This window comes from Luteibacter sp. P4_E6 (assembly GCF_056401535.1).
Genome location: NZ_JBFUJE010000385.1, coordinates 1 through 3,757, shown reverse-complemented (window position 1 = coordinate 3,757; position 3,757 = coordinate 1). Strand labels below are relative to the sequence as shown.

Genomic DNA, 3,757 nt, shown 5'->3' with positions numbered 1-3,757 from the left:
GGCGTGATTCACGGTTGAGCCAAACAGGGCGAGGTCGATCCTTGATTGGGGCGGCGAGCGTAAGGCATGCACGAGGGCATTCACTGCCGGGGTCGGAATGGTCTCGGCCAGGACGTTAACGATGTCGCGCTCGGGCAGTCGACTCCTGTCGTCGGAGGCCTCTGGGATCCGGCTCTGGCTACGCGTCCCGTAGAGAACGTAACCCGATCCCCGTGGCTCGATGACCCAATGCGAGCGAATCGGCGTAAGCGGGCTGTAGCCGTCCCAGTCGTCGTCGATGACGAGACGAGTGAGTGCGGCGGGGCCGGCTGGTGGATGCGGGGAGCCCTCCTGTCGCGAGGGCTTCGTGCAGGACGACATCGTCGTGGCGATTGCCAAAGCAGCGGCCAGTCTCAGCCCGATCCCAATCCCGTTAGCCTTTTCCATGGACACTCCGTGGCACAGTCGTTTCGCACGGCCGGATGATCTTGCGGCTCGAACCGATGACTCTATAAAGCCTTCCCGGCAGCGTCATAGACCTTGCCGAAGCATTCATCGGTGTTCCCCACGCTTCGCCAATCCTCGCCCGGAACGGGCACGCCAGCACAGAGTCGATGACCGGTCGCACGGTATCCGACGTAGCGCTTCCACATGACGGCACGGTGATCACGCAGCGCCACCCAATACGTTGGGTAACCACCCTGCATCACGATCACAGCACGGTCGAGGAGGTGCGGATGCGTTGCGAGCTCAGCCAGCTTATGGGCCTCGGCCATCTGGGTGACGAATTGCTTCTTTGCCTCTGCATGGAACGGCTGGATGCCGATACCGTGCTCTATGCGAAAGTCATCCTTCGGAGCCGACAGCATGGCTTGATGCAATCCCGTCGCGGTAGCAGCCGTGTTCAAGGCACCCATCATCCCGTCCAGGTCCGAGGGCTTCGCCAATGCCGGGCCCTTCATGGCGAGCTTCGTTCGGAGGCTCAGGTTCGGTGGCCCGCCGGGAAGGCTGACGGTGACAAAAAGCCCGTGTGATGTCATATCGACCGGATTGATATCGCGGATGGTGAAGTGCGACGTCAGTGCCGCATAGGCCTGCGGCGCCACGATCTGTACCTGGAACAGGGCGTAATCCTCACCCATTCCCGTCTCGAGGTAATCGTGCAATTCGTCCGGGGAAGGCTTCCCGGAGAGTCGCCCTCGATTGGTGGACGTCGGCGGAAGCACAACGGCGAGTGTCTGAGGTAACGCCGCGGAGAACGTAGTGTGTCCGGAGGCGTCCCTCCACGGGAGCAGGAACATATTCTGCGAGCCGGAACGGAACACCAGGCTCGATCCGTCGGCGAAGCTCGCCTCGACGCGGGTGTGCGGGTAGTCATCCGAGTGCGAGTCGGTGGCCACACCCACAGTGATCGCATCGGCCAAGGGGTCGCCCTGCCGCAGGTTGGTCGCCCAATCCAGGATGCGCTGTCGCAGCGCCGGCGACGGATTCAGGGCCATCAGCCTCTGCACCGTTTCGTCGATCGTCTCGCCAGCGTGATCGATCGCCGCGCCGAACACGGCGGTGTCGACCGTCTGCTGAGGTGGCGCTCGCAAGGCGCGGACCAGCGCGTCTACGGCTGCTGCGGGTACTGTCTGGGCGGACACATTGGTAACGTCGCGCTGTTCCGTCCGCGAGTAATGTGGCTGTGTCTCCATGTGCTGCTGACTGTACGTCCCGGAGAGGACGAAGCCCGATCCCTGCGGCTCGATCACCCAGTGGGCGAGGTGCGGCGATGTGGGGTTGTGGCCACCCCAGTCGTCGTCGATGACAAGGCGAGTCACCGCAGCAGTCACCGGCTCCGCAGCCTTGCTGGACACCGAACATGCCGCGGCGATCGTAAAGGCAGTGACCAACCTCAACCCACGCGCGACACCAGTAACCTTATCCATGGAAACTCCGGGGCTCAGCCGCAGCATGCGACCCGCTGATTATGCTTGAACCCGCTACAGGCCGCGTGTACCGGACTCCAGAGTTGAGGGCCTGCAGATAGACGGCTTAACCTCAGCGTCCTTCCCCTGGTTCCAAGGACCTGATCCGTGAATCGCTTGCATACCATCCTCGCTACCGTCGCCGGCGTAGCCGTGATGGGCGCCCTGGGCGCCGCCGCGTTTGTCTATTCGGGGGCATACAACATCGCTGCCGATGATCCGCACAGCAAGGCGACCTACGCGGTACTGGAAACGCTGCGACAACGGTCGATCCAGGCGCACGCCTCGGGCATCAGAGTGCCCGATCTGTCCGATCCCCAATTGATCCTCAAAGGTGCCGGGCAATACGCGGCGATGTGCACCGAGTGCCATCTCAAGCCCGGGCARAAAGACTCCGAACTGCGTCCGGGCTTGTACCCGCAGCCGCCCAATCTGTCGCAGACCAGGGTCGACCCTGCTCAGGCGTTCTGGGTCATCAAGCATGGAATCAAGATGAGTGCGATGCCTGCCTGGGGTGGCAGTCACGACGACATGACGATCTGGAGCATGGTCGCCTTCCTGCAAAAGCTGCCGGAGCTTACTCCGACGACCTATAAAGCAATGGTGGCGCAGGCTCCGCCCGATGAAGACATGGATACGGACATGGACATGGGTGGTGGCCAGGACCCTCAGGTTCATTGATCCCCGGCGTACTAGCTCACCGGTGCATCAATCTGCTCGGGCGTGATGTCTAGAGGGCCTTTCCTTCGGAATCATAGACCTTGACGATGCAGTCGTCGGAATTCTTGCAAACGCCCAGGCGCGTCAACGCGACCGTGCGCTGGTCGCGCAGGGCCACCCAGTAGATCGAGCCTCTGCTTCGCGGGCCTTTGATGAACGGGCCGTCATCCTCGGTCACCATCACGGCGCCGTCGAGGAGCTCCGGGTGGCTTACGAGTTCGGGCAGTTTGTGAGCTTCGCCCATGCGCGCGATGAATCGCTTTTTCTCCGAAGCTTCGAATGACGGCAGGCCACCGTCACTCAGGATGCGAAACGCATCACCCGGAGCGGTTTGCATGGCTTGGCGCAGCGCTGTTGCCGCAACGGCCGTGTTCAACTCATCCGTCATGACGCCCAGATCTTCTGGCGTCGCCAGAGCCCCTCCTTTGACCTGCAGTGGCGTCATAAGGCTGAGGTTTGGCGGGCCGCCGGGAATCTTCACGGCGATGAACAATGAGCTCAAGGTCGTTCCGTCCGCACCGGCCATGTTGTTCAGGTCGACATCGTCGATGACGAGGCGTGTTTGTATCGAGGCGTACGCAGCGGGCATGAGGATCTGCATTTTGAACTGGTGGTAGTCCTTAGCTATCCCCTTGCGAAGCGCGTCGTCAAAGTCCTCTTGCGACGGCGGTCCTGACAATCGCACATGGTTGGTCGACACCGGCGGAAGCAGCGCCGCCAGAGCTCTTGGCAAATCCGCCGAGAACGACTTTCGACCGGCACCATCGCGCCACGGCAGCATGAGAACGCTCTGCGAATCGGAAGAGGACACCAGCCTCGATCCGTCAGCGAAGCTCGCTTCAACCCGCGTCAGGGGGTAATCATCCGTGTGATACGTGGCCATGCCCGACGTGATCGCATCCGCCAGCCGCTGAGGCTGCCGCAAATCATTTCCCCAGTTGAGGATGCGCTGCTGCAAGGGCGCGGGCGAACCCAGGGCCGTCAGGCTCTGCACGGTCTCGTCAATCGAAGCGGCGGCATGGTTCACGGTAGGGCCAAACACCGCCAGATCGATGCTCGGTTGAGGTGGTGCACGCATGGCACGCAGC

4 protein-coding genes are annotated in these 3,757 nt (G+C 62.2%); 1 reads left to right on the top strand and 3 read right to left on the bottom strand.

The window, feature by feature from the left end:
• Both AC1DT2_RS17695 and AC1DT2_RS17690 read right to left on the bottom strand, forming a co-directional pair.
• A partial coding sequence (locus tag AC1DT2_RS17695; RefSeq protein WP_477297774.1) for a hypothetical protein occupies positions 1–426 on the bottom strand: 426 nt, incomplete at its 3' end.
• A 62-nt stretch (positions 427–488) separates the two neighbouring features.
• The gene (locus AC1DT2_RS17690) at positions 489–1,910 is read right to left on the bottom strand and encodes a hypothetical protein (protein WP_477297773.1); all 1,422 of its coding nucleotides are present in this window, start codon (positions 1,908–1,910) and stop codon (positions 489–491) included.
• Between the two features lie 156 nt (positions 1,911–2,066).
• On the opposite strand from AC1DT2_RS17690, the gene AC1DT2_RS17685 reads away from it, so the two are divergent.
• Entirely contained in the window at positions 2,067–2,630 is a 564-nt protein-coding gene (locus AC1DT2_RS17685; RefSeq protein ID WP_477297772.1) for a c-type cytochrome, read from the top strand.
• A 49-nt stretch (positions 2,631–2,679) separates the two neighbouring features.
• Here the strand turns inward: AC1DT2_RS17685 and AC1DT2_RS17680 are convergent.
• Positions 2,680–3,757: hypothetical protein (locus AC1DT2_RS17680; RefSeq protein WP_477297771.1), on the bottom strand; the 1,078-nt coding region annotated here is incomplete at its 5' end.